The organism is Paenibacillus sp. J31P316, assembly GCF_056269105.1.
In genome coordinates, this window is record NZ_JBWDNI010000001.1 from 650,390 (window position 1) to 675,310 (window position 24,921).

At 55.0% G+C, this 24,921-nt stretch carries 28 protein-coding genes; 11 read left to right on the plus strand and 17 right to left on the minus strand.

The features are described 5' to 3' along the window. Positions 1-80: 80 nt before the first annotated feature. A complete protein-coding gene (locus AC0YNU_RS02740; RefSeq protein WP_475752857.1) occupies positions 81-3,200 on the plus strand; it encodes a transglycosylase domain-containing protein in 3,120 nt (1,039 codons plus the stop codon). Positions 3,201-3,280: 80 nt separating this feature from the next. Here AC0YNU_RS02740 and acsA read toward each other — a convergent pair whose 3' ends face one another. After that, positions 3,281-5,005 (minus strand): acetate--CoA ligase, encoded by a 1,725-nt coding sequence (acsA, locus tag AC0YNU_RS02745; protein ID WP_475752859.1) that lies wholly within the window; start codon positions 5,003-5,005, stop codon positions 3,281-3,283. Between the two features lie 166 nt (positions 5,006-5,171). Here acsA and AC0YNU_RS02750 point away from each other — a divergent pair, with 166 nt between their 5' ends. After that, the gene (locus tag AC0YNU_RS02750; protein WP_475752861.1) at positions 5,172-5,804 is read left to right on the plus strand and encodes a GNAT family N-acetyltransferase; all 633 of its coding nucleotides are present in this window, start codon (positions 5,172-5,174) and stop codon (positions 5,802-5,804) included. Between the two features lie 44 nt (positions 5,805-5,848). Then, on the plus strand, positions 5,849-7,027 hold the full coding sequence (locus AC0YNU_RS02755; protein ID WP_475752865.1) for an acetoin utilization protein AcuC: 1,179 nt from the start codon (positions 5,849-5,851) through the stop codon (positions 7,025-7,027). Between the two features lie 77 nt (positions 7,028-7,104). Here AC0YNU_RS02755 and AC0YNU_RS02760 read toward each other — a convergent pair whose 3' ends face one another. From AC0YNU_RS02760 to AC0YNU_RS02780, 5 genes are all read right to left on the minus strand, one after another. Then, a complete protein-coding gene (locus AC0YNU_RS02760) occupies positions 7,105-7,806 on the minus strand; it encodes a 5'-methylthioadenosine/adenosylhomocysteine nucleosidase (protein WP_475752867.1) in 702 nt (233 codons plus the stop codon). Next, the gene (gene ccpA, locus AC0YNU_RS02765) at positions 7,806-8,810 is read right to left on the minus strand and encodes a catabolite control protein A (protein WP_475752869.1); all 1,005 of its coding nucleotides are present in this window, start codon (positions 8,808-8,810) and stop codon (positions 7,806-7,808) included. Before ccpA ends, AC0YNU_RS02760 begins: the two co-directional genes overlap by 1 nt. Before the next feature lie 57 nt (positions 8,811-8,867). After that, on the minus strand, positions 8,868-9,221 hold the full coding sequence (gene ytxJ / locus AC0YNU_RS02770) for a bacillithiol system redox-active protein YtxJ (protein WP_475752872.1): 354 nt from the start codon (positions 9,219-9,221) through the stop codon (positions 8,868-8,870). Between the two features lie 35 nt (positions 9,222-9,256). Then, a complete protein-coding gene (locus AC0YNU_RS02775) occupies positions 9,257-9,637 on the minus strand; it encodes a hypothetical protein (RefSeq protein WP_475752874.1) in 381 nt (126 codons plus the stop codon). Between the two features lie 184 nt (positions 9,638-9,821). Then, entirely contained in the window at positions 9,822-10,235 is a 414-nt protein-coding gene (locus AC0YNU_RS02780) for a VanZ family protein (RefSeq protein ID WP_475752876.1), read from the minus strand. 63 nt (positions 10,236-10,298) lie between these two features. On the opposite strand from AC0YNU_RS02780, the gene AC0YNU_RS02785 reads away from it, so the two are divergent. Next, positions 10,299-10,823 (plus strand): type 1 glutamine amidotransferase domain-containing protein, encoded by a 525-nt coding sequence (locus AC0YNU_RS02785; RefSeq protein WP_475752878.1) that lies wholly within the window; start codon positions 10,299-10,301, stop codon positions 10,821-10,823. A gap of 83 nt (positions 10,824-10,906) precedes the next feature. Here AC0YNU_RS02785 and ptsP read toward each other — a convergent pair whose 3' ends face one another. From ptsP to AC0YNU_RS02815, 6 genes are all read right to left on the minus strand, one after another. Next, positions 10,907-12,664 (minus strand): phosphoenolpyruvate--protein phosphotransferase, encoded by a 1,758-nt coding sequence (ptsP, locus tag AC0YNU_RS02790; protein WP_475752880.1) that lies wholly within the window; start codon positions 12,662-12,664, stop codon positions 10,907-10,909. Then, the gene (locus AC0YNU_RS02795; RefSeq protein WP_475752882.1) at positions 12,661-14,544 is read right to left on the minus strand and encodes a glucose PTS transporter subunit IIA; all 1,884 of its coding nucleotides are present in this window, start codon (positions 14,542-14,544) and stop codon (positions 12,661-12,663) included. The genes ptsP and AC0YNU_RS02795 overlap by 4 nt, the downstream gene beginning before the upstream one ends. 151 nt (positions 14,545-14,695) lie before the next feature. Next, entirely contained in the window at positions 14,696-15,367 is a 672-nt protein-coding gene (locus AC0YNU_RS02800; RefSeq protein WP_475752884.1) for a hypothetical protein, read from the minus strand. A 113-nt stretch (positions 15,368-15,480) separates the two neighbouring features. Beyond that, on the minus strand, positions 15,481-15,915 hold the full coding sequence (locus AC0YNU_RS02805) for a CoA-binding protein (RefSeq protein ID WP_475752886.1): 435 nt from the start codon (positions 15,913-15,915) through the stop codon (positions 15,481-15,483). A gap of 50 nt (positions 15,916-15,965) precedes the next feature. Beyond that, the gene (gene aroA / locus AC0YNU_RS02810) at positions 15,966-17,291 is read right to left on the minus strand and encodes a 3-phosphoshikimate 1-carboxyvinyltransferase (protein ID WP_475752888.1); all 1,326 of its coding nucleotides are present in this window, start codon (positions 17,289-17,291) and stop codon (positions 15,966-15,968) included. 18 nt (positions 17,292-17,309) lie between these two features. Continuing rightward, positions 17,310-17,852, minus strand: coding sequence for a shikimate kinase (locus AC0YNU_RS02815; RefSeq protein ID WP_475752890.1), 543 nt, complete (start codon positions 17,850-17,852; stop codon positions 17,310-17,312). Positions 17,853-17,994: 142 nt separating this feature from the next. Here AC0YNU_RS02815 and AC0YNU_RS02820 point away from each other — a divergent pair, with 142 nt between their 5' ends. Beyond that, complete coding sequence (locus AC0YNU_RS02820; RefSeq protein ID WP_475752892.1) at positions 17,995-18,294, plus strand: hypothetical protein; 300 nt, start codon at positions 17,995-17,997, stop codon at positions 18,292-18,294. Here the strand turns inward: AC0YNU_RS02820 and gndA are convergent. The 4 genes from gndA to AC0YNU_RS02840 form a co-directional block, all read right to left on the minus strand. Next, positions 18,275-19,687, minus strand: coding sequence for an NADP-dependent phosphogluconate dehydrogenase (gndA, locus tag AC0YNU_RS02825; RefSeq protein WP_475752894.1), 1,413 nt, complete (start codon positions 19,685-19,687; stop codon positions 18,275-18,277). The two genes, AC0YNU_RS02820 and gndA, sit on opposite strands and share 20 nt — an antisense overlap. Positions 19,688-19,899: 212 nt before the next feature. Beyond that, positions 19,900-20,496, minus strand: coding sequence for a hypothetical protein (locus AC0YNU_RS02830; protein ID WP_161700804.1), 597 nt, complete (start codon positions 20,494-20,496; stop codon positions 19,900-19,902). A gap of 281 nt (positions 20,497-20,777) precedes the next feature. Continuing rightward, complete coding sequence (locus tag AC0YNU_RS02835; RefSeq protein WP_475752897.1) at positions 20,778-20,978, minus strand: hypothetical protein; 201 nt, start codon at positions 20,976-20,978, stop codon at positions 20,778-20,780. A gap of 123 nt (positions 20,979-21,101) precedes the next feature. Continuing rightward, positions 21,102-21,527 (minus strand): Hsp20/alpha crystallin family protein, encoded by a 426-nt coding sequence (locus AC0YNU_RS02840; RefSeq protein ID WP_475752902.1) that lies wholly within the window; start codon positions 21,525-21,527, stop codon positions 21,102-21,104. Positions 21,528-21,678: 151 nt separating this feature from the next. Here AC0YNU_RS02840 and AC0YNU_RS02845 point away from each other — a divergent pair, with 151 nt between their 5' ends. The 6 genes from AC0YNU_RS02845 to AC0YNU_RS02870 all read left to right on the plus strand — a co-directional run bounded on the left by AC0YNU_RS02845 (position 21,679) and on the right by AC0YNU_RS02870 (position 24,152). Beyond that, positions 21,679-21,915, plus strand: coding sequence for a spore germination protein (locus AC0YNU_RS02845; protein ID WP_475752905.1), 237 nt, complete (start codon positions 21,679-21,681; stop codon positions 21,913-21,915). Next, complete coding sequence (locus AC0YNU_RS02850) at positions 21,915-22,118, plus strand: spore germination protein GerPB (RefSeq protein WP_475752907.1); 204 nt, start codon at positions 21,915-21,917, stop codon at positions 22,116-22,118. The genes AC0YNU_RS02845 and AC0YNU_RS02850 overlap by 1 nt, the downstream gene beginning before the upstream one ends. Positions 22,119-22,136: 18 nt before the next feature. Next, a complete protein-coding gene (gene gerPC, locus AC0YNU_RS02855) occupies positions 22,137-23,084 on the plus strand; it encodes a spore germination protein GerPC (protein ID WP_475752909.1) in 948 nt (315 codons plus the stop codon). A 46-nt stretch (positions 23,085-23,130) separates the two neighbouring features. Next, positions 23,131-23,397 carry a hypothetical protein gene (locus tag AC0YNU_RS02860; RefSeq protein ID WP_475752912.1) on the plus strand — a complete coding sequence of 89 codons (267 nt, stop codon included), beginning with the start codon at positions 23,131-23,133 and terminating at the stop codon, positions 23,395-23,397. Next, positions 23,394-23,888 carry a spore germination protein GerPE gene (locus AC0YNU_RS02865; protein WP_475752914.1) on the plus strand — a complete coding sequence of 165 codons (495 nt, stop codon included), beginning with the start codon at positions 23,394-23,396 and terminating at the stop codon, positions 23,886-23,888. Before AC0YNU_RS02860 ends, AC0YNU_RS02865 begins: the two co-directional genes overlap by 4 nt. A 141-nt stretch (positions 23,889-24,029) precedes the next feature. Beyond that, positions 24,030-24,152 carry a YjcZ family sporulation protein gene (locus AC0YNU_RS02870; protein ID WP_475753943.1) on the plus strand — a complete coding sequence of 41 codons (123 nt, stop codon included), beginning with the start codon at positions 24,030-24,032 and terminating at the stop codon, positions 24,150-24,152. Between the two features lie 228 nt (positions 24,153-24,380). On the opposite strand, the gene AC0YNU_RS02875 is transcribed toward AC0YNU_RS02870, so the two are convergent. Further along, positions 24,381-24,830 (minus strand): GyrI-like domain-containing protein, encoded by a 450-nt coding sequence (locus AC0YNU_RS02875; RefSeq protein ID WP_475752916.1) that lies wholly within the window; start codon positions 24,828-24,830, stop codon positions 24,381-24,383. Positions 24,831-24,921 lie beyond the last annotated feature (91 nt).

Sequence of the window (24,921 nt, forward strand, 5' to 3'; positions counted from 1 at the left end):
AATTCACCCGGCAAATACTCCAAATCAATTGGCGATTTATGCTATAATAATGCTGTTAATCGGAGGAGGCTAATCACTTTATGGATCAAGACCATCAAAAGAAGCCGAAAGGATACAGCAAATGGCGAACTTTTGGTATCGTAACGTTCGTAACGTTTAAATGGCTCTTTATTTTCGGTATATTATTCGGATTATTCGCAGGAGCCGCAGCAGCCGGTTACGTGGCATCATTCGTGAAGGACGAGCCCGTACGCGCCAGAGCGGAAATCGAAGCCAAAATTCAAGAAAACGCCATCACTGGCTTCGTATACTTCAATGACGGACAAACCCCCGTCGGCCAGCTGCGAACGGAAGAAGACCGGCGCCTGATCAAGCGGGAAGACATTCCGCCGCAGGTCGTCAACGCCGTTCTCGCCACGGAAGACAACAACTTCTACAAGCATATCGGGGTTGATTTCAACGCGCTCGCCCGTGCGGTCAAACAAAAATTGCTGAACGAAGATACGCAGACCGGCGGCAGCACGCTCACCCAGCAGCTCGTCCGGCAGGTTTTCCTGACGCTGGACAAGACGGACAGCCGGAAGGCGAAAGAAATTTTCCTCTCGCTGCGGCTTGAGCGGTTCATGACCAAGGATGAAATTCTAACCGCTTATTTGAACAAAGTGCAATTCGGCACAGGCAACAGCGGCTACAATTTGTACGGCATCAAGGCTGCTGCGAAGGGCATTTTCAACATTACGGACCTGAACCAGCTGAACATCGCGCAATCCGCCTATTTGGCCGGTTTGCCGCAGCGTCCTTCGGCGTACACGGCATTCACGAGCAAAGGCAAGTTCAATCCGACCGGCTTCAAGCTCGCGATGGACCGTCAGCGCTTGGTATTGAAGCGCATGCTGGATACGACGCGCATCAGCCAAGAGCAGTATGACGAAGCGCTTAGCTTCGACGTCGAAGGCTCGCTTGCGAAACCGACGGAAAAAGCCTACTCCACGTTCCCGTTCCTGATGCTGGAATCGGAACGTCAAGCGGCAGAGCTCCTGCTCCTGCAAGAGAACCCGAATCTGACGCCCGAGGACGTCAAGAAGAAGGAAAACGCTCCGCTGCTCGAAGAAGCAAGGCAGCATCTGCTGCGCGGCGGTTATCACATCTACACGACGATCGACAAGAAAGTCTATAACTCGATGCACAAGGTCGGCTCGGACCCGAACAACTTCGGAGGCGACAGCAAGGAGAAAGGCTTGGAGCAAACCGGCGCGATCATGCTCGACCACAAGACCGGCGCGATTCTCGGCATGCTGGAAGGCCGCGACTTCTATACGGAGCAATTGAACCACGCCACGCAGATGACGCGTCAGCCAGGCTCTACGATGAAGCCGATCGCCGCTTATTTGCCCGCCATCGATAAAGGGCTGATACAACCTGCGAGCATCATCGACGATTCGCCGATCGTCATGAAGGACGGCCAGAAGGGCTATCATATCCCGATGAACGTGACGAACAAGTTCAACGGGCTCGTGACCGCGAGGGATGCGCTGAATCGTTCGTTGAACATTCCGGCGCTCAAAATTTTCAATAACATCGTCACCATTCCGGAAGCATGGAAATTCGCCAGAAAGCTCGGCATTACGACGCTTCAGCCGAGTGACGATTCGGCGCAAACCGGCGTCATCGGCGGTCTTAGCATCGGGGTATCCGTCGAGGAATTGACGAACGCTTACGGCGCGATTGCCGATAACGGCACGTTCAATGACGCCTATATGATCAGTCGGATCACGGATGCCGACGGCAAAGTCGTCTATCAGCATGAAGCCAAACCGCTTCGCGTCTTCTCGGAGCAGACCGCATTCTTGATGACGGACATGCTGCGGACGGTCATTTCCGAACCAGCCGGATCCGGCCATAAAGTTGCGACTTACTTTAAAAATTACGGCAAAATTCCGGTTGTCGGCAAAACAGGCTCGACCCAAAGCTACGGAGATGTTTGGTTCATGGGCTTCTCCCCCGACATTACGCTAGGCGTATGGGTCGGCTACGAAAAGCAGAAATACACACTCTCCAAACCGGAGCGCGAACGTGCGCGCATCATTTGGTCAGATATCATGAACGAAGTGACGACGGAGCGTCCGGAGCTGTTCCCGACAAAATCGTTTACGATGCCATCCGGCATCGTCAAGTCGACGGTGTCCAGCGTCAGCGGCAAATTGCCGACGGACCTGACGCGCAGCGGCGGCAAGCTGGTAACGGATTGGTTCAATTCGAAATTCCTGCCGAAAGAGCCAGATGATGCGCTCGTCAAGATGGCCGTGATTTCATACAACGGCGTGAACTACATTCCGCAGCCATCCACGCCTTCGGACATGATCAGCGAACAGATCGTCGTGAAGCGCGAGAAGCCGCTCGACGTACTGATGCAGGAAATCGAAGCCGCGCAGGCGAAGCTGCCGGCAGACAGCCGCAGGCCGATGAGCGTCTATCTGCCTGCCGACGCCGGCAAGGATGCCCCATCTATCGTCGATCCGCGCGTTGAAGACGGCAATATACCGAGCCCGCCTTCGAACGTGACGCTGGAGACGGTAACGTCGACCAAGTACCGGATTTCGTTTAAAGCATCTCCGGAGAAGGATGTCGTCGGCTACAGGCTGTACCGTGCCGTCAATGACGGACCTTTCACGAATGCGGGCAGCCCTATTCTGACCGGACAGGATACCAAGTTCGTCAGCTACATCGGCAACCAAGGCATCTACGCGTACTATGTAACAGCCGTGGATGTAGCTGGCAAAGAATCGGCGCCAAGCCTTCTCGTCTCGCCTGGCGGCAACTATACTATCAAAGGCAATGGTACGGGGTCGAACGGCGGGAACGCCGGCTCCATCAATACGGATACCGGCATTCCAGAGGATAACGGCAATTCAACGGGAACGAATGACGGCCTCGCGAGCCCGTCAGCTCCGATGAACGTAACGGTCTCGACCACGGATATCGGCATTAAGCTGACTTGGCCCGATAATGCCTCGTCCGAGCAAGTCACCAGCTACAATGTTTACTACAGCACGAGCAGCAATGGCAGGTACAACAAAATCGGCAACACCGGTGAAGCGAGATTCGAGTACGTATCTCCTCTGACGAGCGGCTACTTCCAAGTAACCGCCGTCAATGAAGCCGGGGAATCTTCAGCTTCCACGCCTGTCGGCATTCAATAACAAAACAAACAAAGAACCTTCCAGCGCATCAAGCGCTGGAAGGTTCTTTGTTTTGCAGCTAGTTCTAATTACGTTCAAGCTTAATCTTCAATGGTGGACAAGTCGCCTGTCGGCAAGTTGAGCTCCCATGCCTTCAGAACGCGCCGCATGATCTTGCCGCTGCGCGTCTTCGGCAGTTTGTCTTTAAATTCGATTTCTCGCGGCGCTGCGTGCGCGGAGAGGCCTTCTTTTACGAATTTCGTAATATCGGCCTTCAGTTCATCCGTCGGCGTGAAGCCTTCGCGAAGCGCCACAAACGCTTTGATGATCTCGCCGCGCATCGGATCCGGTTTGCCGATTACGCCGGCTTCCGCAACGGCCGGATGCTCGACCAGCTTGCTCTCCACCTCGAACGGTCCTACGCGCTCCCCTGCCGTGTTGATGACGTCATCAATTCGGCCTTGGAACCAGAAGTACCCGTCTTCGTCGCGATACGCGGAGTCGCCGGAGATATACCATCCCGGAATCCGGAAGTACTCTTCGTACTTCGCAGGATTGTTCCATACCTTGCGCATCATGGACGGCCATGGCGTACGGATCGCCAGGTTGCCCATCCGGTAAGGAGGCAGCTCATTGCCGCCGTCATCGATAATTGCGGCCTGTACGCCCGGAATCGGCTTGCCCATGGAGCCTGGTTTGATCTCCATGCTCGGGTAGTTGCAGATGAGCTGAGCACCGGTCTCCGTCATCCACCACGTATCGTGAATGCGCTGGTTATAGACTTTCAGTCCCCAACGCACGACTTCCGGATTCAGCGGTTCGCCGACGCTCAGGACATGACGCAGGCTGGACAGGTTGAATTGCCCGACGACCTCGTCGCCCGCTCCCATGAGCATGCGGAATGCCGTAGGCGCGCTGTACCATACGGTAACGCCGTAACGTTCAATCGTCTTATACCAATCCTGCGGGCTGAAGCGTCCTCCGCGGATCACGTTCGTAGCGCCATTCAGCCATGGAGCGAAAATACCGTAGGAAGTGCCGGTGACCCAGCCCGGATCGGCCGTGCACCAATAAATATCGTCCGGCTGCAAATCGAGCACGACGCGGCCAGTGAAGTAATGTTGAATCATCGCATTTTGTACATGGAAGATGCCTTTGGGTTTGCCAGTCGAGCCGGACGTATAATGGATGAGCAGACCGTCTTCCTTGTCCAGCCACTCGATATCCGCTGCATCGCTCGCCGCTGCCATTTCGGCTTTGAAATCGACGATGCCCTCTCCTGCTTGTACATCGTCACCGACGACGATGATATGCCGGAGATCCGGAAGCTCATTTCTCGGAATGCGCGATAACAAGGCAGGCGTCGTAATGATCGCTGCCGCGCTGCTGTCCTGCAGTCGGTCTCTAACAGCCGTTTCCATGAATGCCTCGAAGAGCGGTCCGACGACAGCGCCGACTTTCAATGAACCGAGCAGGCTGAAGTAAAGCTCCGGCGTACGCGGCATGAAAATGAAAACGCGTTCACCTTTGCCGATACCCAATCCGCGCAGCACGTTGGCGAATCGGTTCGACTGCAGGGAGAGATCCTCGAACGTATACGACTCATCGCGTGCATTATCGCTATAGTAGAGAGCAATTTTGCCGCCTCGTCCAGCTTCGACATGACGGTCGATTGCTTCGTAAGCCATGTTTACTTTGCCCGTTTCATGCCAGGAAAAATGCTTCTCGAGCTGCTCAAACGAAAAATCCGCATACGTTTCATCGTAGCTTGCCATGTTGGAGCCGGATGCCGTCACCGGAATCCGTTCTTGATGCGTGTTACTCATTGTTCATCATCCTCCTGCCCATAGTAAAACCATACTCTCTTCTCTCTTCGAGCCCTGCCCGAATACGCTTTCATATTATATCATGTCTGTCGTTCTTCAGGCCATGCTTTTCATGCTAAGATTTTTTTGATATAAGTAGGATAGCATGCGAAAGGAGCCCGATTCATTGGAACATCGCAAACTGCCGCATACGGAGATCGTCCGCTATCAGGAACGGGATATCATGATCGAAGGCCCTGTGGAAGCAGATCGGCTGAAAGGCTTGAGGCTGCATGACCAGCTGGATGCGTTCCGCCGGCCGATTGAACAACATAAAGCGCTGATCGAAATTGCCGAGCTGCCGGAAGGCCGGATAATCGCAGCCAGGGATGGCGATACCATTGTCGGTTATGTAACCTTCCATTACCCCGATGAGCTCGAAACATGGTCCGAAGGAAACATGGAGGATTTGATCGAACTGGGCGCCGTTGAAGTTGCTGATGCTTATCGCGGTTTGGGCCTGGCCAAACGTTTGATTCAGCTCGCATTCAAGAACGAACAGCTGGAGAACGTCATTGTTTATACAACGGAATATTATTGGCACTGGGATCTCGAAGGCACCGGCCTTAGCGTGTGGGACTACCGCGCCATGATGGAGCAGCTGATGAAAGAAGCCGGCATGGTATGGTTTGCGACGGATGATCCCGAGATTTGCGCGCATCCCGCAAATTGTCTCATGGTGCGCATCGGCAGAGAAGTCCCGCTTAACTCGATTCAGCAATTCGACCGCGTTCGTTTCAGGCAGCGGTTCATGTATTAGCTTGCTTACACGTGACAGCACTCGCAGAAAGGAAGTTGAACAGCATGGCGGCCAAAGCCGTTTATATCCATTCTCCAGATGCGGAACGTTATAAATTCAATCAGGAGCATCCCTTCAATCCGATTCGCCTGACGCTTGCCCGGCATTTGCTGGAGGCTGCAGGTGCGCTCGAGCCCGATCAAATCGTCCAAGCTGGCCCTGCTAGCGACGACATGCTGCAGCTTGTCCATCGTTCGGATTATATCGAAGCCGTTCGCAGTCTCAGCGTCCCTAATCCCGCTCCGTCTGCCGTTGCCAGGGCGGACATCTACGGCCTCGGTACGGAGGACACGCCGTACTTTCCCGGCATGAACGAAGCCGCAGCCGCCATCGTAGGCGGTTCTGTGCTTGCGGCAGACATCGTCATGAGCGGCCGAGCTGAACATGCGTATCATATGGCCGGCGGCCTGCATCATGCTTTTCCCGACCGCGGGTCAGGCTTCTGCGTCTATAACGACGCCGCCATCGCCATCGCGCACATCCGCAAACAATATGGCGCCCGCGTGCTGTATATTGATACGGACGTCCATCACGGCGACGGCGTTCAGTGGACCTTTTATGCCGATCCGGACGTATGCACCTATTCCATTCATGAGACCGGCAAATATTTGTTCCCGGGGACCGGCTTCGTTTCGGAGCGCGGCATGGATGCCGGATTCGGCATGGCCATTAATCTGCCGCTCGAGCCCTATACAGAAGATGATTCCTGGCTGGAGAGCTTCCGGTTGACGATTGAACGGGCAGCTGACGTATTCAAGCCGGATGTCATCATCAGCCAGCATGGCTGCGATGCCCATGCCTTCGACCCGCTTTCGCATATCCATTGCAGCATGCGCATTTATCAAACCATGCCGCTAATTATCCGCGAGCTCGCACGTACGCATACGGATGGCCGCTGGATTGCTCTCGGAGGCGGCGGATACGACATTTGGCAGGTCGTGCCGCGCGCCTGGGCGTTGGTATGGCTTGCGATGACCGAGCACCCTCTGGCCGATCGATTAAGCGACAGCGCCGCAAACGAGCCGCTACCGCAATCCTGGCAGCGCCATTGGCTGCCGATTGCCGAACGCACGCTTCCGACGGACTGGCTGGATGATCTGACCGGCTGGGAGCCGATGCCCCGGCGGCAGGAAATTGAAGCCCGCAACAAGGAGATCACCTCTATCGTTCTCCAGCAGCTCTAAACAAAAAAGGCAGCTTCGCTCTTCCGTACAGGAAGAATGCGAGCTGCCTTATTTTATAACGATATCGAAGCTATGGGTTACATCTGTTTGATCATCTCTTCGATGATCGCATGCGAATTGACGGAAGCTTGTACCGTGAAATCCGCAAAGTTGACATGCGCCGAACCGTCCGCTTTATCCGACATGGAACGAATGACGACGAAAGGAACGCCGTTCATGACGCATACCTGCGCGAGCGAAGCCCCTTCCATCTCGGTGCAGGCGCCGCCAAGCTCTTCGTACATCTCGCTGACCGCATCGCGCGAAGCGATGAATTGGTCGCCGGAGAGCACTTTCCCCTTCAGGCTGCGCGCCGGGAATAATCGCTCGCTTGCCGAACTTGCAAGCTCCACGAGATCCGGAGCGGCTTGAAATTCCCATACATCCTGATAAGGAATTTGACCGCGGGCAAATCCGAGCGGCGTAACGTCAAAGTCATGCTGCAGACAGGACGTCGAGATGACGATGTCGCCGATATTCAAGCTTGGCGCGACCGCACCCGCAACGCCGGTGAACAGGACGCACTCGACGCCTGCATCGATAAGCAGCTGCGTGCAAACGGCGGCATTGACTTTGCCGACGCCGGATTTGCAGAACACGACTTGACGGCCGTGCAGCGTGCCTTCCGTATATTCAATGCCTGCTTTCACGAAAGATCCTGTCTTCGCGACAGTCTTGTGAAGCAAATCGATTTCTTCAACCATCGCGCCAATGATGCCGATCTTTCCATACGCTGTCATTAGATGCTCCCTACCGATTGACGGGTTACGATTTCGTACGGCAGAATCACTTTCGGATTATCGACCGTTTCTTTCTTCATGAGCTTCGTCAGCAGACGCATCGAGACCGCTCCGATGTCGTACATCGGTTGTGCTACCGCAGTCAGCTGAGGTCTAACCATCGACGCCATGCGGCTGTTGTCAACGCTGATGACCGAGATGTCATCCGGAACCTTCAAGCCCGCGTCTTGGATGCTGTGGATCGCCCCAATAGCCATCTCATCCGTTGCGGAGAATACCGCGGTAGGACGCGTAGGCAGATCGAGGAAATATTTCATCGCATCCGCTCCGGATTCGTAGCGGTAGTTTCCGATGCGAACCATGTTCTCGTCATAGACGATTCCCGCTTCTTCCAGCGCACGCTTGTACCCTTGGAAACGAGCATAGCCGTTCGCCGGATCTTGAAGCGTGCCGCCGATCATCGCGATCGAACGGTGCCCGTTCTTGATCAGCGTTTGCACGGCTTCGAATGCTGCCGCTTCATGATCGATGTCGACCGAAGGAATCGTTCCGTTCTCGTCGGTCGTCGCGCAAAGAACGATCGGCACATTGGCCGTCTTGAACGCCTGCAGATGCTCGTCCGTTACGGCGCCGCCCATAAACAGCAGTCCGTCGACTTGCTTCTCCAGCAGCGTATTGATGACGCGAATCTCTTTATCTTTCTTCTTATCGGCGTTGCACAAAATAATATTGTAGTGATACATATTGGCGATATCTTCGATGCCGCGCGCCACTTCCGCGAAGATCGCATTGGAAATGTCGGGAATCACGACGCCTACCGTAGTCGTCTTCTTGCTCGCCAAACCGCGTGCAACCGCATTCGGACGATAGCCGAGTCGCTCGATGGCTTCGAACACTTTCTTGCGCGTTTGAGGCTTTACATTCGGATTGTTGTTGACGACCCGTGACACCGTTGCCATGGACACGCCTGCTTCTCTTGCTACATCATAAATGGTTACCGTCACAGTCCTACTCTCCATTAGTTCAAATTTTTCTCTCGCCCCGTAACACTTTATCGTTAATCATACGACAAAATGTTGCTTTTCGCAATGCGTGCCGAGATGCTCGTCTAATGTTGAGTAGGTAATCTGCCAGTGTGAAGCATGCCACGACACTTTTCCACCATCTACCAGAATCAGCTGAGGGGATTCGTGCTTAAGGTTTAATTGTTCGGCGATCGCCATCGCGATGCTCCGATTCTCCAGCACGAGCACCATGACGGGCGTTAGCGACAGCGATGCCGCGTCTTCCAGCCAATTGGACAGCTCGTCGCTCGCGCCGCTGCTGATCGAGCATTCGGTGCTATGCTTGAATATCAACACGGGACGTCGAAAGGATTCGACATAGGCGGCTTCCCAATCTGCTGCGGTCGTCATTGGAACAGGCATCTCCATCTTCGCCACTCCCTTTGTTATCCGTACTGCAGCATGCTCCTGCTCAATTGAGCCAGCCGCTTATGTATGTCAGCCATCCAATCCTCATCGCCGGATGACTGCGCAACGGCCAACAGATCAAGAAGCATGTCGATCCGTTCCTCGGTCAGCCGTCTTACGATTGCGGGATCGGAATGTTTATGATCGTGATACGCCTCTACTAACAGCTTTGCCCATTCGTTCCATTCGTTAAACAGAAACGTTTGTTTGGCGGGCTGTGCCCCCAGTCGGCCGATCAGTCCCGTCAAGTCCGGCTTCACTTCAGGAAACACCTCGCTGCGGTTGCAGGAAGGGCATGAGTAAATCGGAACGTTATCAATTTCAACCTTATTGGAATAAATGACGGTACGCAGCTTCATTGGCATGAGATCGCCGCAAGAACAGCGCTTTTGCAAAATGGTCCACTCCTTCTCATAAAAGCAGCACAGCCTCGGAGCGCTTATGTAAGCGTTTTTTCCTAGGCGTAGCATGACGATAAAGGTATTCGACTTTTTGCGGTAAAGTCCTTCTTCCGCGAAGGTTGTAATTTTTGCATCTAACGGATTAAACAGCCAGTCTTCGCCACTGTTTGACGACAGGCGGGAAGGACAATAGGAGCATGCCCAGCGCGGCGCCGATGCCGTCGTGCAGCAGGTCAGCGCTATCCGGCGTGCGACCGTCAACGAAGGACTGATGATACTCGTCCGTCAATCCGTATACGAGACATAACCCGATGATTAGCACTTTCACCGAAAGGCGTTCGGCATGTCTGCCAAAGCCGTAGGCATAAGCGAGCCCGAGGACGAAATAGGCGATAAAATGCCCCCAATCGAAGCTCGCCATGGAGGGGAAAAGTTCTTGAAACCAAGGCAGCACGGAATCCAGTTCATCGCTCGTTCGCGAGGACAGCCAGAAAATCGCCAGCATGATGGCCGCTGCAGGGAGAATTGCGGCTGAACGTCTAACAGTTTGCTTCATGGAATCACCTTCGTTTAAAATAGTGACGAGCTTGGAATCGAAAATGGCAGAGGAGGAATAGACTTGTCGCTGAATAATAAAACGATTATTTGCCTGCTAGACGATGAATTCGAGGATCTCGAATTATGGTATCCGGTCTATCGCGTCCGCGAAGAAGGCGCGACCGTGCTGTTCGCCGGTCCTGTGAAAGGAAAGACGCATATCGGGAAATACGGCGTACCGGCAACGGCCGACCTCGCCTATGAAGAGGTGGACAGCGCCAAAATCGACGGTCTGCTCGTGCCCGGAGGTTGGGCGCCGGACAAAATCCGCCGCTATCCGAAGGTGCTGCAGCTCGTGAAGGAAATGGATGCGGCCGGCAAGCCGATCGGTCAAATCTGCCATGCCGGCTGGGTGCTCGTATCCGCCAAAATCTTGAACGGCCGCAAAGTGACCTCCACGCCCGGTATCCGCGATGACATGGAGAATGCCGGCGCGGAATGGTTCGACGAGCCGGTCGTCGTCGACGGCAACTTGATTTCGGCACGACGTCCGCCGGATCTGCCGCCCTATGCCAAAGCGTTCGTCGATGCGCTAGCCCGCAAATAAGGAAGGCAGACATAAACAAGGGGGCAGACTATTCGTTTGCCCCCTCGTTTCGTTAGCTATGGTCGATTTCATTTCAGCTTCATCTAGCTTCTGAACATATCGGGATACGCTTCCGTCTGCGACTCTTCCACTGCCTTCAGCTTCACGATCTCATGAATTTCCGCGCTCGTCTTGCAGCGCAGAAGCCGTTCGAACAACTCGCGGCTCTCCTGCTGCCGAAGGGACAACAGTCTCTCCTTGACCGGGAGAAGCGAATGCGAGGACATGCTCAGTTCATCGATATCGAGCGCGAGCCAGATCGGAAGCGCCTTGAGATCCCCCGCCATTTCTCCGCACACCCCGACATGGATGCCTTGTCGCCTTGCGGCCTCGACCGTCAGCTTAATCATGCGCAGCACGGAAGGGTGATACGGCTCATACAGATGCGAGATCTGTTCGTTCATCCGATCGACCGCCAGCGTGAATTGAATCAAATCATTCGTGCCGATACTGAAGAAATCGACTTCCTCCGCCAGCATATCCGCGATAAGCACGGCTGCGGGCAGCTCGATCATGATCCCGGCCTTCATGTCTTCCGCATGCGGAACGCCTTCTGCCCGCAGCTCGTCTTTGCATTCCTGCAGCAGCTTGTTCGCCGCCCGTACTTCTTCGACAGAAGAGATCAGCGGATACATGATCTTCACGTTGCCGTAATGACCTGCCCTCAGAATTGCCCGAAGCTGCGTCTTGAACAAATCGGTTTTGTCCAAGCAGATCCGAATCGCCCGATAGCCCAGGAAAGGGTTATCTTCTTCCGGCAGCTCGAAATAATCCAGCTGCTTATCGCCGCCAATGTCCAGCGTCCGGATGATGAGCGGCTTCTGACCCAGCTTCTCCGCAACGTTGCGGTAGACCTCGAACTGCTCCTCTTCCCGAGGCAGCCGGCTTCGGTCCATGTACAGGAACTCTGTTCGGAACAAGCCGACGCCGTTCGCGCCGCTGGATAAGGCCACGTCCAATTCCTTCAGCGAGCTGATGTTCGCGCTCAGCTCCATTTCCTTGCCGTCCTGCGTGACCGGCTTGAAGCTGATAATGCCCTTCAGCTGCTGCTTCTTCTCCCGCTGCAGGATCTGCTTGCCTGTATAATAATCGACGAGCGACTGCTCGGGTTCGATATGAACGATGCCGAGACCGCCGTCGATAATCAGCATATCGCCAGTCTGAATCGGTTCCTCCAGCTTAGGCTCGATGCCGACGACGAGCGGCACGCCGAGCGCCCTCGCCATAATGGAGGAATGCGAAGTCATGCTTCCGGCCAGCGTCGCGATGCCCAGCACGTGATTCGGATTCAGATGCGCAAGCTGCGAAGGCGACAGTTCCTTCGCGATCAGAATGAACGGCTGCGTATCGGAAGGCAGCGTAATTTCGGGCGCGCCGAGCAAATGCTTGAGCAGCCGATTGCCGACATCCTTGATATCGAGCGCGCGCTCCTTCATATACTCGTCGTCCAGCAAATCGAACATGGTGACAAAATGGTCGATCGCTTCTTTGACGGCCACTTCCGCTGCTTTATATTGACGCTGAATAATGCCCTGAATCTCGTTCATGAAGACCGGATCGTCGAGGATGGCCAGATGCGCGTCGAAGATAAAGCTTTCTTCCGGACCGACCACTTCGCGGAGATCGTCTTTCATTTGCTCGATCTCGACCTTGGACGTACGAATCCCTTCATATAACCGTTCGAACTCGCGGGCCAGGTCGCCCACGTCGATTTTCTGCTCGGGCAAGTCCCATTCCCAATTCGGAAGTACGAAAGCCTTGCCGATCGCGATACCCGTTGATGCTCCAATACCTTGAATCACGCTGTTTCCCCTCCACCGCTTCTCTCTTTTAGAACGACCGACATGACGGAAGCCTGGCCCCGTCTCACGCTTTTGAACGGCGCGAAGCTCCAGGAGCTGACCCGGTCCGAATTCGTGATGACCATCGGCGTCGCAAGCGATTTGCTTCCTTTACGGATTTTCTGCATATCGAAGGTGATCAGCAGCTGGCCCGGCTTGACTTGGTCGCCTTCCTTCACGACGGCGGAGAAGCCCTGGCCTTTCAATTGCGACGTATCGATGCCGATGTGAAGCAGCACTTCAAGCCCATCGGGCGTTCGAATGCCGATCGCATGCATCGAGGGATAGACGTGAATGACTTTGCCCAGAACGGGAGATACGAGCTCCCCCTTCTCCGGCATGAACGCGACGCCGTCGCCGACGAGCTTGCCCGCGAAGATCGGATCGGGCACTTCGCTGAGCGGCATCATCCGGCCTTGGACCGGCGAGCAGAAGAGCACCCTGGAGATGTCCCGGCGGATCGCCTTGTTCATTTCCTCCCGGATGAGCTCGGAATAGGTGCCGAATACGATCTGAACGTTGCCGCCGCCCAGACGGATAACGCCGGCCGCGCCGAGATGCTTAAGCGCATTATTATCGATCAGCTTGTCGCTGCCGACCTTCAGGCGAAGCCGGGTAATGCAGGCTTCCATCTGAATGATGTTTTCCTTGCCGCCGATCGCCTGAAGGATAAGCGGTGCCCGGTAAGGAATGTCGCCTGCCCATTCATCCAGCTGCGAACCTTCCTCGCGACCCGGCGTCGGAATGCGGAACCGCCGTATCGCCCAGCGGAACATGACGTAATAGATGAGTCCGAAGAGAATGCCAATCGGAATAATCAGCCAGCCACGGGTAGCCAGATGCTCATTGATCAGGAAGTCGATGGCGCCGGCGGAGAAAGAGAAGCCGGTTCGTATGCCCAGCTCGTACGTGATCCACATCATAAGTCCGGAAAGCAGCGCATGGACGACGAACAAATACGGGGCTACGAAAAGAAACGCAAATTCGATCGGTTCCGTCACGCCTGTCAGGAAAGAAGCCAATGCGGCCGTCATGAAGGTTTTGCGGATCGTCGGCTTCAAATCCTCGCGCGCTTCATGAATAATCGCGAATGCTATAGCCGGAAGGGCAAACATCATCGTCGGATATAAGCCTGCCATGAACGCGCCGGCACTTGGATCGCCAGCGAAAAATCGCGGTAAATCGCCGAATACCATATGGCCCCCTGGCACTTGATAGCCGCCGACCTGGAACCAAAAAACATGGCTGACCAAATGATGCAGGCCAAACACGACCAAAATTCGCAGTACGAAGCCGAAAAGGAACACGCCGAAGCCGCCGCCAGAGTTGACGATATCGCCGAGATCCATCAAGGCACTATGTATGCTTGGCGCAATCTGTACCATCAGGATCGCCCACAAGGTCGAGAATACGCTCACAATGAGCGGCACGAACCGCGGACCGCCGAAGAACTGTATATATTCAGGGAGCTTGATCGATTTGAATTTCTCATTCAGCACGCTGGTAACGATACCGATAATGACCCCCGTGAAAACCGTTGGCTCCAGCTCGTAGTGGCTGGCATTAATGATGCCGGTATAAATAAACATCCCCGCGATCGCCGCCAGGCCGGCCGTCCCTGAGTTGCTGGTCATGCCCATCGCGACGCCGAAAGCAAACAAATAAGGAAGGAACGTAAAGAGCGTTTCGCCAGCTGTCAGCAGATGCGTATGAATGCTCGGCATGCCGAACGAATCCCAAGGCAACCCGCTAAGACATAGAAAAATCGCGGCCGCAGGCAGCACGATTGTCGGCAGCATAAGCGAGCGCCCTAGCTGCTGCAGGTGGCCCATGATGTTCATAACATTCCTCCTTTCGATCGTACTGAAATTGCAAGTCCTGCCAACGCGAAGCGCTTGTCTTGATCGTAAGGGTTTCCCCCTCCGTTGTCAAAAGAAAACGGCGGACTCTTCGTCCGCCGTCCGCCGATTATGATCGGCCCCTATGCCGTACCTAGAAGCGCTGCTGACTGTTGAATCCCATCGATGACTGCCCGCTCGAGGCGAAGCCATGACGGGAAACGACCGGACCTTGGTTCGAGTAACCGGTGCTTTGCAGGACCGGATTGTTGCCGGAATGGCTCGTATATTGGGTAGCGCCGTATTGATGGCTATGATTCTGCATACCCGCAGATCCGATGCCGGCGCTCATCCCAGCGTTGCCGCGGCCTCGCAGCGCGTCCTGTCCGCTCGTATCGCCCACATGGTTAAGAACCGGCTGCGACGACTGCATGTAATGCGTCGAAGCTTGATAGGAAGAAGGCTGCTGCTGTTGATGCTGTCGCTGCTGGGCGTTCTGTGCCTGATAGCCCCCATAATGGGAAATGACCGGCTGCGAAGAAGCATGCGACGTATAAGAAGTACTAGCGCCAGCGTGCGAATGCTGGGAGGACGACTTGGACTGATAGGCATTGTTAGCCGAATAACCGAACTGGGAGATGACAGGACCCGAATTGGACTGTGCGGAATTGCCGCCTTGTCTCGAAATGCCTTGATAGTGGGATTGTACGTAGCCTGAAGGCTTATAGCTGTTCTGCTGCCCTTGAGCTTGATTCATCCCGTACGACGGCTTGGTTCCGAACGAAGCTTGATTTCCGTTAAAGCCCTGCTGCCCGAATTGGTTCATTGGTGTAATGTCCTCCTAGAATAACGCGGATTAGCCAAGGAGCATGCTGCTTGGACGCTTCAGCCCCTTAAAGCCTCCATTATTGTTAGAGAGAACTTGTTTTTTTATGTCCGTTAGGATTTGGATTTGCCGTGCGGCAGCAGAATGGAATCCTCGACCTTGATGCAGCGGTCCATGATGGCCTGCACCCCGGCCTGCTCTGCAATGGCGGCCGCTTCCTCGCTTATGACGCCAAGCTGGAGCCACAGCACTTTGGCTCCGATCGCCGCGGCTTCCTCGGCGATTGGCGGCGTATGCTCGCTGCGCCTGAATACGTTGACGATATCCACGGGGAACGGGATGTCCGACAAGGAAGGATAGCTTTTCTCCCCAAGAATCGTCTCCGCGTTCGGATTGACGGGAACGATCCGGTACCCCTTCGCCTGCATCGCCTCCGAGACCATATGCGAAGTGCGATCCGGGTTATCGGACAAGCCGACGACCGCAATCGTGTCCGCCGATTCTAAAATGCGCTTGATTTCATCCCGAGAAGGATTTGAGAATGCCATTCCATATCCATCCTTTCCGCCTGCGATAATGTCCCGCTTATTGCATATCGTTAGTGTCCGTTAGTTAGCGTGCCTTCGTTGGATTCAACCCATTCTACGTTTGCGCCGAGCGCCTTCATGTGGTCGAAGAAAATCGGATACGATTTCGCCACGTGGTGCGCGTCGCGGATGCGAATCGGCGCTTTCGCGCGAAGACCGACGACCGTCAGCGCCATGATGACGCGGTGATCGTAATGGGCATTGATTTCCACGCCGCCTTCTACGCCTTCGGGACGACCGTGCACGATGATTTCGCTGCGGCGCTCTTCTACGTTCGCGCCCGCTTTGCGCAGCTCGTTCAGATAATCCGTGATGCGGTCGCATTCCTTGAAGCGCAGGTTCTCGACGTCATAGAAGCGCGAGGTGCCTTCGGCGAACACGGCTGCGGCAACCATGGCAAGCACGGCATCGGTCGCTTTGTCGCCATCGAATTCCAGCGCCTTGAGCTTGCCGTTGCCTTGTACGTGAACAACGCCGTTGTCATGCGTCAGAGGCACTTCCATCATGCGAAGCACGTCGACGATCGCGCGTTCGCCCTGCTTGCTGTTCTCCATCAAGCGGTGCAGCTTCACGTCCGATTGCGTAACGGCGGCGGCCGCCAGCACGGCGGCGGAGCCCGGGTAGTCGCCTTGCACGATGTATTCCTTCGCTGCGTATTTCTGTCCGCCCTTCACGCGGTAGCGCATCAGGTCTTCGCTGGCCTCGATGACGATACCCGCTTGCTCCAGCACTTCCAGCGTTTGGCCGACGACGACTTTGGACTTCAAATCATGCAGCACTTCAATCTCGCTGTCTTCCTGCAGCAGCGGCGTAAGGAATAATAACGCGCTGAGGAATTGGGAGCTGACATTGCCGGACACTTGGATTTTCCCGCCTTTGACCGCGCTGCCGCCGCGAATCGTGATCGGCAGCTTGCCGCCGTTATGCTGGACGTCCACGCCGATTTGGCCCAAAGCATCGATCAGATCGTCATGCGGGCGTTTGCCGAGCGAATCCGGATAACGGTTGATGAACGTGACGTCCGGCGCCAAGGCCGCGATCGCCATCAGAAAACGCAGAACGGCGCCGGCGTTGCCGACGTCAAGCTCCTTCACGTCGCGCGGATGCGCGCCGAAGCCCGTAATCGTTATTTGCTCGTCGTCTTCCTCGATAACCGCGCCGAGGTCCCGAATGCAGCGGCGCATGGCATCGCTGTCTTCGCTGTGGGCCGGATAGTAGATCGTGCTGGTGCCTTCCGCAAGCGCCGCGACCAGCAGGTAACGCGTCGTATAGTTTTTGGAGGAAAGCGCTTGAAGCTCGCCTTGCAATTTGGGAGTAGGAGTAACTAGAACGTCCATGGTTTGCGTAGATCCCCTTTATGAATTGGAATGTTGGCTGTTGCGGGTAGTAGCTTCTGCGATGCGATTCACGATCTCGTCGACGGTGAGATCCGTCGTATCGATGGTTAGATGGGCAAAATCATACGCGTGCTTCCGGTCTTCCAGCAGCTTATAGACGCGTTCCCGGATGCCCCCTTGAAGAAGAGGACGGTCAGGGTCTTGGCTGACACGCGAGATCACTTGCTCCGGATGTGCCGTAAGCGCGACGACAAATCCGTTCCGGAGCATCAGCTCGCGGTTAACGGAAGACAATACGGCGCCGCCTCCGGTCGCAATAACAAGCTTATCCCGCGCACCCAGCACGGCGTCCAGCGCCGCCGTCTCTGCGGCCCGGAACGCATCCTCGCCCCGATTGGCGAAGATGGAAGCAATCTCTTCGCTTTCGCGCTTCACGATTTCGGCATCCACGTCGCAGGCCGAGCAGCCCAAACGGACCGCGAGCTGTTTGCTGACCGTCGACTTGCCTGTGCCCATGAAACCGATCAATACAACATGCTGCAGCGGCTGATCGTCGCTCATGACAATCCCCTTTCTTGTTGTCTTAACTCGATAAACATGTTCCATGATTATAGCATTTTTAGACATACTCGGGTATAAAAAACTTGATTCTACCGTAGAGTTGTTAGTACTGGTGCTTACATTGAAAAAAGGAGTGACTTTCATGGCTTCATTGCCTGAGCCCTTCTCCGCCCGTTACCGAATCAACCGCATCAACAATCCCGACCATCCGCTGTCACGCGAAGACGTGGTCTGGACGCTCGCATTCGTGAAAAAGAAAATGGCTGACGGAGCACCCGACTTGGTCGGTCTCCCTCAGCCACTCTTATTAAGCAAATTTCAAAGCTTTGCCGAAGCTTCCCTCCTGTTGCTGAAGCAGCGCGGCGGCTGCAGTCACGAAGCAGACCGGCTGCGCCAATGCTTGCAGGAGGTTATCTCGGGTCTTACGATTGAATCCAATTGAAGTGGAACGATCCTTCTTTGTCCACGCGTTTGAACGTGTGGGCGCCGAAGTAGTCGCGCTGCGCTTGCAGCAGGTTCGCCGGAAGGCGCTCCGTGCGGTAGCTGTCGTAATAGGACAGCGCGCTCGAGAATGCCGGAACCGGAATGCCTTGCGTCACGGCCGTTGCGATGACTTCGCGCCAAGCGCCTTGGTACGATTCCACGATTTCTTTGAAGTATTCGTCAAGCAGCAGGTTGCTCAGGTTCGCGTCGCGGTCGTAAGCGTCCTTGATGTTTTGCAGGAAGCCCGCACGGATGATGCAGCCGCCGCGGAAAATCATCGCGATGTCGCCGTAGCGAAGGTTCCAGCCGTACTCGTCGGATGCTGCGCGCATTTGAGCGAAGCCTTGCGCGTAGGAGCAGATTTTGCTCGCGAACAGCGCTTTGCGAACGGCTTCGATGAAGGCGGCTTTGTCGCCTTGGAAAGGAGCCGTTTGCGGTCCTTTCAGCAGCTTGCTTGCTTCGACGCGTTCTTGCTTGAGGGCCGACAAGAAACGGGAGAATACGGATTCCGTAATGATCGAGAGCGGAACGCCGAGATCCAGCGCGCTTTGGCTCGTCCATTTGCCGGTCCCCTTCTGGCCCGCGGAGTCGAGGATCACGTCGACCATCGGCTTGTTCGTTTCCGGATCGTATTTGGAGAAAATATCGGCCGTGATTTCGATCAGATAGCTGTCGAGCTCGCCTTTGTTCCACTCGGTGAAGATGGATTGAAGCTCTTCCGTGCTGACGCCAAGCACGCGGTTCAACAGGTCGTAAGCTTCGCAGATCAGCTGCATGTCGCCGTACTCGATGCCGTTATGAACCATTTTGACGTAGTGGCCCGCGCCGTCCGGTCCGATATACGTGCAGCAAGGATCGCCGCCGACTTTCGCGGAGATCGCCGTCAGGATAGGCTCAACCAGCTTGTATGCGGATTCTTGACCGCCAGGCATGATGGATGGGCCTTTAAGCGCGCCTTCTTCGCCGCCGGAAACGCCGGTGCCGATGAAGCGGATGCCGCGTCCTTCCAGGTCTTTGCTGCGGCGAACCGTATCCGGGAAGTAGGCGTTGCCGCCGTCGATGATGATATCGCCTTGGTCAAGCAGCGGAACGAGCGAGTCGATCGTCGCGTCCGTACCTGCGCCAGCCTGAACCATGATCAGGATTTTGCGGGGAACTTCCAAGGATTGCACGAACTCTTCAATCGTGTATGTAGCGACCAGGTTTTTGCCAGCTGCTTCCTTGATCAGGTCGTCCGTTTTCTCCCGGGAACGATTGAATACGGAAACCGTAAAGCCTCTGCTTTCAATATTGAGCGCGAGGTTCTTACCCATGACGGCAAGACCGATAACGCCGATTTGCTGCTTAGACATGATTTTCTCCACACCTTTTCTCTGATATTGTGTTGAAGCATTGCGCCGTGCCAAGAGGCTCTATACGCATACAATACTCCTATTTTACTCTTTTTACTCTCCAAAGAAAACCATGTCGGTCAGAAAATTGTCGAACCCCGGTCCAATAACAAAATAAACCCCCGGTTCGCAATCGACCGGAGGCTTATTTCATATCTGCAAACGTGGGTATTTCAAAGTTCAAGCTGTATCATCTCAGTTCTTAGGGATTGCAGCCTCTCTTTGGACTGCGCCATGTCGGTTTCGCGGCCTTCCGTTATTGCTTCGTGGAGGACGGACAATTCGTAATCAAGCTCGTAGCGGAGCACGGACGCCCGTTCCTCGGCCCGCTTCGACTGAAACGCCTGAATCACTTCTTCCACAGTGACGAAAGGTTTCTTCTGATAAATGATCCGATGTTCCATGCCGGACACCTCCACAAGACGTATGATTTCGCCAAACATGATGCTTTCGATCACGATCTGTCTGTCTTTGAACCGTTTGACCACTGCATGACCGCGGGAATCGTTAATGAGCTTCTCGAGCAAATCCGACAACTTCTCGTCCTTGATCAAATAATCGCCGACGATCTTGTAGCGATTGCGCATCCGTTGGAAACGAAGCTTTACCAGCTTGCGCCCGCTCCGAACGGAGATGAGAAAATAAACTTCTGTTTCGCTCCAATAAAGCGAATAACCTTCCTGGATCAAATCCCGAATGAGATTTTGGATTTGCCGGCGGTCGAATCGCAGCTCCAAATTGCAATACTCAACTTCATGGCTTTTGTTCATCGGCAATCCCTCCCTTCGCTTGATTCATTGACGAAATGTTCTGAATATTCTCTCATATCATTATCTTATACTCCATCTTATGATCTGGCAACTTGGATTATTGACTATTTTTAAACATGCTGCCCCGATTTGGACAAACAAATTTATTTTGCCGTCCGGAACGGGCTGCTGCCCTTAAATAAACGTCCAGATCGTCCGCATATGACAAAAAAGCTGTCCCCGCAGCCCGAGATTCAGGCGGCAGAAACAGCTCCTCTTCCATGATGAAGACGCTTCGAGCGTCAGACGTACCAGGTATTCAAAATAACGCCGAACACGACGCCGCTCACGACCGCGCCGATGAAGCTGTACACGCCCGCGCGGTATCGGAGTTGAAACATTCTCAAAATGCCGAAGCTCAGCAGGCCGAAGACCAGCATAATAAAAATCGCGCCCAACACGAACAGGGTCGCGGAAATTTGGCTAACATCCACCAGCGTCACGGAAAACACTCCCTATGCAAGATCTATACTTGCATTATAAGCCAAGGATCGCGCGGATAGCCAGCAGGCTGAACTGGGAAGATCGGACAAATTGGTGACAGTTCCGTGAACGGCGATGCCCCGTCATCGACCTTGAATCACGGCGATATGCGACCGTTTGCTCGGCGGACGCTTGCGCAGCTTGATCTTCAGCACGGCACCATCGTATTCGGCCTGGCAGGTTCTCGGGAGCACGAGCTTCGGCAGCCGGATCGTCTCGTCTCCTCCCCCGGGCAGCCCGCTCAGCTTGAGTCGGTCTTCCTTCGCCAGCAGACGGACCGCGGACAGATCCGCGCCTTCTCCGATCGGATACGTCACGACCACGAACCTCTTCGTCTCGGCGACGTTGGCGTTCGTCGTCTGGAACGCCGAGGACGCAGCCGGGATCGCCTTGTTCATCATGCCCCGGACATAGTTCTCGATCCAATCCGATTGACGAAACACGTCAAAGCCTTTGGGCAGCTGCTGATTCTCCATCCACTGCTCCAATTCCTCCCAGTTCAAAGCCATCTCCCATTCCTCCGCTCTATTCATCTGCTTCATCTATATGCGAGCGCCCAGCCTCCCGTCACAGCCGCCGCCTTGCGAGGATTCACCTCTGGGCGAATGCCGCATAAGATGTAACATCTGCTCGTTGTAGAACAAAGAAGGAGTGACGCGCATGCCTGCCATTGTCGGCTTTGTCAAAGTCATCAGCGTCGGCTCAAGCGCCATCGTGCAATTCGGCGATTCGGTCCAGCTTTCGCCGGCGAGTTCTTCCAAAACGTACGCGGGCTCCGGATCGTTCCTGACCGGCAGCCTGGCGAATTCCAACACCGCCGTCAGCGCCACGAACACGAATGATCCCGACGTTCAAGACAACACGGAAAACAACCTCGCGAACGGGGTCAACGTGTAATGAATCTCACGGTTCATCAGACGATCACGATTCATCAGCTTCGAGTAGACAGCGTTGCGAACTCCTCCGTCCTGCAAGTCGGGACGGCGGGTTCCATCGCTTCCAACGCCCAGATGTACAACTCAGGCGGATTCACGGAACCGGCGCCGCAGCTGGGAGAAGAGAATCCCATCAATTTCGTGCCGCTGCCGAATCCGCATTAACGCCGGAGGTGACTGCAAATGCAAAACGAACCCCAGAGGACGCAATCTCCATGGCAAATGGTCATGGGCCTCAACCAATACGTGCAGCAGCTGCAGTGCCAGGTGAACGATCAGCAGGCGCTTATCAACCGGTTGTGCAGGCAGCTTGACGCTTTGAACGAACGAATGGAAGCGTTGGAGAACAAACCGTACTATCACGTGGATACGATTCAGTATCATTTCGATCAATTGAAAGTGGAGAAGCTCTCGGGAACGCTCAATATCGGGATGTCGGTGCCGAACGAGGAGCAGATCAAGGAAATCGGCCAGTTGGTCATGCCGGTTGGCGGCAGCAGCGGCAACGGTAATGGAAACGGAAATGGAAATAACAATGGAAACGGCGGTAACGGCAAGAGTAATAGCAACGGCAGCGGTCAAGTCGGAAACGGCGGTAATGGTAATGGAAGCAGCGGAAACGGTCACGCTTTCGGAAACGGCAGCAGTAACGGCGTTCTTGTCGGAAACGGGCTGAGCGGACATCCATTCGGCACGGCTGTCGTGAACGAGCCCGTAAAGTCCAAGGAACCCGAAATGGATCCGCAAGCGACCAACGAGCCGCATCAGTTTCCAACGCCCTCGTCGCTCGGCATCCCTCCCGTAGTCACTCCCGCTCCGCCTTACGCGGAAATCCGCCATGCCATCGACTGTTATTTGGATGCCAGCGCGCCGCAGCAGCTGCAGCAGCTTGAAGCCGAAACCGGCATCGCGCTCGACCCGTACCACCGCAGGCTCGTCATTGAGGATATTCGCAAGCAGATGAGCCAGCGCATCCAATTTTATATTCAGACGCTCTCGCGCGATAAACATGCCGAGGCCGCGACTGACCCAACCGGTCCGGATTTCCAGGAGGAAGTCGTCCGCAAGACGAAGCGCGACATCGATACGGCATTGCGAAATTACGTCAGCCGCCTGCTTGGCCCTTCATAGACGATTCATAGACGAAGCACACTGTGAACAAAAAGGAGAAATGATGATGCAGCTTCATGTCGTGAACCATGTGCTTGCCGTCGGCAGCATCCAATTGACCGCCGTTGCGAGCGCCTCGATTTTGCAAATCGGAGACACGCAGACCATATCGCTCGTCTCCATGTTCGACACGCCGCCGGAATCGATTATCGTCGGTCCTTTCGCGCCGTTGGAAGCGCCTGAGGGAGCCGAAGATGCCCTTGGAGAAGGCGCGTTGGAGCAAGAGGCCGAGGAGCGGCTGACTAGAAGCGGCGTTAGGGACCTCGCCCGATGAAGCGCAATCCGGGAGCTGACCGGCTTCCTGACGCCGAAGATTCGGACTACCCTGTCCGCGTATCGGAAGTCGGAGGCTTCTATCTGACAAGCATAGGCACCGCATCCATCGCCCAGTTCGGGGACCGGGCGGACGTGAATGCCTTCATAAGAGGCATAGCCGTTCAGCGGGAGTCCGACCACCTCGTCTCGCAGAACGTCTATTTCGAGTCTTACGATATTTTCAATCAGCCGATCCCTCCGCTTACGCCTTGGCTGGCGGAAGCGGCGAAAGACCCGCTCGAGATGCGGACCACCAACCGCGAGCCGCGGATCAGCGTCGGGTCCGTCGAGATCATCGCCGTCAGCAGCTCCGCCATGGTGCTTGTCGGCAACGGCGTTCATACGAAGGCCGAATCGCGCATCAGCAACATTCGGCAATTCGCCAGGCCGCCAATGCGGTATTATGGTACGGGCTGTTGTCCCCCCACCCCGACATGCCCGCGAGACTAAAGGGCTGCCGGCTGGGCGAATGCGTAATTATAGCTGTACCCCGTACAAACGTCCAAACGAATTTGTGCCGCGCTCATATATTACCTATGTGATAAGAAACATCACAAATTAACCACTCAGGAGGTATGTACAGTGGGATACATGAATGGTGTAGGCGGTGCAGGAATCGGTTGCGGCGGCGGCGGAGTACTTTGGGCAGGCGCAGGCGTAATTCTCGTCCTTTATATCTTGCTCGTAATCGTTCTTCGCGGCGGCTTCTTCTGAACCTGACATCTCGTAACCTTTGTAACCTAACAAAAACAGATTCTGCCCTCGGGCAGGTCTGTTTTTCGTTATGGGAAGCCACTTCGTTATGGGAAGCCACTTCGTTATGCGAAGCCATTTCGATTTGGGAAGCCATTTCGTTATAGAAGCCATTTCGATATGCGAAGCTATTTCGTTATGGAAAGCTATTTCGTTATGCGTAGCCATTTCGAAATGCGAAGCCGTTACTTACAATAAAGGAATATAGACGTCGACCTCGTCCGGCCATATCGGTTTATGCACCCGATACACTTCAAGCGCCATGCCGCGTTTGTTGTTTTGCTGCCCTTTCGCCTTCAGATAAGCATGCAGCAGGTCGTACGGATCGGCTCCGGACGCCCGCACCGTCGCATACCGCTGCTCCGGAATCGCGAAGCCGATCATGCCTTCAGGAACGACGGACAGCTGGTTCACCTCCATGCAGAACAAATAAGTAAACAGCTGCTCGCATACGAAGGAGGGACAGACATAGGTCTCGGCGTCCAGCATGCCTTTGATCTCGAACCTGCGGCTGAGGAACAGCTTCTGCAGCTGCTCGACGCGCTTCGGATCATGCGCCGCGAACGGCGACGTGATCGCCATTCCGATATACCGGCGCTCCGGGAGCGTTACTTCTTTGACATCATCAAGCGTACTCATGCGAGAAGCCTCCTTGGGCAATCGTCGGATTGTACCTCTTATGTCGTCTCCACGCTGTCAGCAATAGCCTAGCGCTGCTCCTGCCATCCCG

Excerpts from the sequence above, each read along its gene's own strand:
- AC0YNU_RS02845 (WP_475752905.1), top strand. The coding sequence starts at position 21,679 with ATGCCTGCCATTGTCGGCTTTGTCAAAGTCATCAGCGTCGGCTCAAGC.
- gerPC (WP_475752909.1), top strand. The coding sequence starts at position 22,137 with ATGCAAAACGAACCCCAGAGGACGCAATCTCCATGGCAAATGGTCATG.
- AC0YNU_RS02740 (WP_475752857.1), top strand. The coding sequence starts at position 81 with ATGGATCAAGACCATCAAAAGAAGCCGAAAGGATACAGCAAATGGCGA.
- aroA (WP_475752888.1), bottom strand. The coding sequence starts at position 17,291 with ATGGACGTTCTAGTTACTCCTACTCCCAAATTGCAAGGCGAGCTTCAA.
- AC0YNU_RS02820 (WP_475752892.1), top strand. The coding sequence starts at position 17,995 with ATGGCTTCATTGCCTGAGCCCTTCTCCGCCCGTTACCGAATCAACCGC.
- AC0YNU_RS02875 (WP_475752916.1), bottom strand. The coding sequence starts at position 24,830 with ATGAGTACGCTTGATGATGTCAAAGAAGTAACGCTCCCGGAGCGCCGG.
- AC0YNU_RS02755 (WP_475752865.1), top strand. The coding sequence starts at position 5,849 with ATGGCGGCCAAAGCCGTTTATATCCATTCTCCAGATGCGGAACGTTAT.
- acsA (WP_475752859.1), bottom strand. The coding sequence starts at position 5,005 with ATGAGTAACACGCATCAAGAACGGATTCCGGTGACGGCATCCGGCTCC.
- gndA (WP_475752894.1), bottom strand. The coding sequence starts at position 19,687 with ATGTCTAAGCAGCAAATCGGCGTTATCGGTCTTGCCGTCATGGGTAAG.
- AC0YNU_RS02795 (WP_475752882.1), bottom strand. The coding sequence starts at position 14,544 with ATGAACATCATGGGCCACCTGCAGCAGCTAGGGCGCTCGCTTATGCTG.
- AC0YNU_RS02860 (WP_475752912.1), top strand. The coding sequence starts at position 23,131 with ATGCAGCTTCATGTCGTGAACCATGTGCTTGCCGTCGGCAGCATCCAA.
- AC0YNU_RS02830 (WP_161700804.1), bottom strand. The coding sequence starts at position 20,496 with ATGAACAAAAGCCATGAAGTTGAGTATTGCAATTTGGAGCTGCGATTC.
- AC0YNU_RS02775 (WP_475752874.1), bottom strand. The coding sequence starts at position 9,637 with ATGAAGCTGCGTACCGTCATTTATTCCAATAAGGTTGAAATTGATAAC.
- AC0YNU_RS02815 (WP_475752890.1), bottom strand. The coding sequence starts at position 17,852 with ATGAGCGACGATCAGCCGCTGCAGCATGTTGTATTGATCGGTTTCATG.
- AC0YNU_RS02865 (WP_475752914.1), top strand. The coding sequence starts at position 23,394 with ATGAAGCGCAATCCGGGAGCTGACCGGCTTCCTGACGCCGAAGATTCG.
- AC0YNU_RS02850 (WP_475752907.1), top strand. The coding sequence starts at position 21,915 with ATGAATCTCACGGTTCATCAGACGATCACGATTCATCAGCTTCGAGTA.
- AC0YNU_RS02840 (WP_475752902.1), bottom strand. The coding sequence starts at position 21,527 with ATGGCTTTGAACTGGGAGGAATTGGAGCAGTGGATGGAGAATCAGCAG.
- AC0YNU_RS02805 (WP_475752886.1), bottom strand. The coding sequence starts at position 15,915 with ATGGCATTCTCAAATCCTTCTCGGGATGAAATCAAGCGCATTTTAGAA.
- ytxJ (WP_475752872.1), bottom strand. The coding sequence starts at position 9,221 with ATGACGACCGCAGCAGATTGGGAAGCCGCCTATGTCGAATCCTTTCGA.
- AC0YNU_RS02760 (WP_475752867.1), bottom strand. The coding sequence starts at position 7,806 with ATGACAGCGTATGGAAAGATCGGCATCATTGGCGCGATGGTTGAAGAA.
- AC0YNU_RS02780 (WP_475752876.1), bottom strand. The coding sequence starts at position 10,235 with ATGAAGCAAACTGTTAGACGTTCAGCCGCAATTCTCCCTGCAGCGGCC.
- AC0YNU_RS02800 (WP_475752884.1), bottom strand. The coding sequence starts at position 15,367 with ATGAACCAATTCGGGCAGCAGGGCTTTAACGGAAATCAAGCTTCGTTC.
- AC0YNU_RS02870 (WP_475753943.1), top strand. The coding sequence starts at position 24,030 with ATGAATGGTGTAGGCGGTGCAGGAATCGGTTGCGGCGGCGGCGGAGTA.